At 67.8% G+C, this 1617-nt stretch carries 1 protein-coding gene; it reads right to left on the bottom strand.

All coding sequences use genetic code 11. The annotated features are described in order from the left end of the window. Window positions 1–1617: SwmB domain-containing protein (locus VTU_RS29760; RefSeq protein WP_010109257.1), on the bottom strand; the 1617-nt coding region annotated here is incomplete at both ends.

The raw sequence follows: 1617 nt of genomic DNA, 5'->3' as shown, positions 1-1617 counted from the left end.
GCTGCGCACGGTAATGGCGGTGCCAGCGGTACTGCTGACGGTAAAGCCGGCGTTGCCCGTGAGCGCTGCCGGGTCCAGGGTGTTCGCTTCGATGTAAGTGAGCACCAGCTGGTCGCCGGTGACCGCGGCGCTGCTGATCACCGGGGCCACGGTATCCCGGGTGGCCACGGAGTAGTTGGCGCTGCTGACGCTGCCCACGCCGGCGTTGCCAGCGTTGTCGGTCACCCCGGCGAGGTCTGCGCGGATGACGTTCGTCTCGGCGCTGACGTTGGCCGCTGGCGTGAAGGTGGCCGTCCAGGCCGTGCGCTCGGCGTTGGCCGTGGGCGGGCTCAGCGTGCCGCTACCGCACGAGATGTCGCTGGTGTCAAAGCCGTTGACGGGTTCGGTGAAGCTGAAGGTGACGGTGGTGGTCTCGCCCGCGGTGAGCGCGTGGTCGGCGATCGTGATGCGGACGCCGAGCCCCCTGTTGGGCTCCCGGGGCGTGTTGTTCGTCACCTCCCGGCTGCTGAAGTTTGCTGCGTCGTTGCCCTCAGCGTCCTGCACCACGGCGCCGGATTCGGGTCTGGTGTAGCTGACGCTCACCGTCTCCACGCGGGTCACGGCGCGGCTCAGCGTGAGCGTGACGGTCTTGGCCGTCCCGTTGACCACGGCGCTGCTGACGGTAATGGCCGTGCCCGTGCTGCTGCTCACCGCATAGCCTGCGTTGCCCGTGAGCGCGGACGCGTCCAGGGTGCCCGCTTCGGTGTACGTGAGCACCAGTTCGTCGCCGTTGACCGTGGCGCTGTGGATCACCGGGGGCGTGGTGTCGGTATTCACCTGCGTGGCTGCAAAGCTGGCCAGCCGGTTGTCTCTTGCGTCCTGTATGCCGCTGGTGTCGTTGGGTGTGCTGTCGGCGTAGGCGACGGTCGTTGTCTGGCCCGGTGTCACGGCGGTGCTCAGCGTCAGCGTGATGGTCTTGTCCGCCCCGTTCACGGTGACTGCGGTGACGGCATTCGCGACGCCAGCGACGCGCACCGCAAAGTCCCCGGCGGCCGGCTTGCGGGCCGGGTCCGCGTTCAGCTCGCTGGTGTCGCTAAAGCGGAGCACCAGTTGCTTGTCGTTGACCGTGGGGCGCGTGGCGCCGGTGGTGATCAGCTGCGGGGCAGTCTTGTCCAATGCGGTATTCACTACCCCCGTGGTCTGAAAGCTGTCCAGGCGATTGCCTGCCGCGTCCTGTATGGCTCTGGCGTCGTTGGGTGTGCTGTCCTGGTAGGCGATGCTCACGTGCTGACGATGGGTCACGGGGGTGGCCAGCGTCAGCCGGATGGTCTTGGTATTTTCCGGCACGGTGACACGGCTGACAGCTCTGGCGACACCATCCACGAGCACCGTGAAGTCCGTGGCGGCCGGCGTGCGGTCCAGTCTTGCGTCCAGACGGCTCGCGTCGTCGAATACGAGCTCCAGTTCGTCGCCCTGGTCGTTGACGGTGGGGGCCAGGAAGTCGCGGGGGCCTGCGTTGCCGATGGTAATCAGCTGCGGGGCCGTGGTGTCTGCTGGCGTGTCGTTCGTCACGAACCGGTCGCCGAAGCTTGCTGCGGCGTTGCCGGCAGCGTCCTGCACCACGGCGCCGGATGCGGG

The sequence above is a fragment of the Verminephrobacter aporrectodeae subsp. tuberculatae At4 genome, assembly GCF_000193225.1.
In the GTDB taxonomy this organism is placed as follows: Bacteria; Pseudomonadota; Gammaproteobacteria; order Burkholderiales; family Burkholderiaceae_C; genus Acidovorax; species Acidovorax aporrectodeae.
This window is presented reverse-complemented; position numbering and strand designations above follow the sequence as displayed.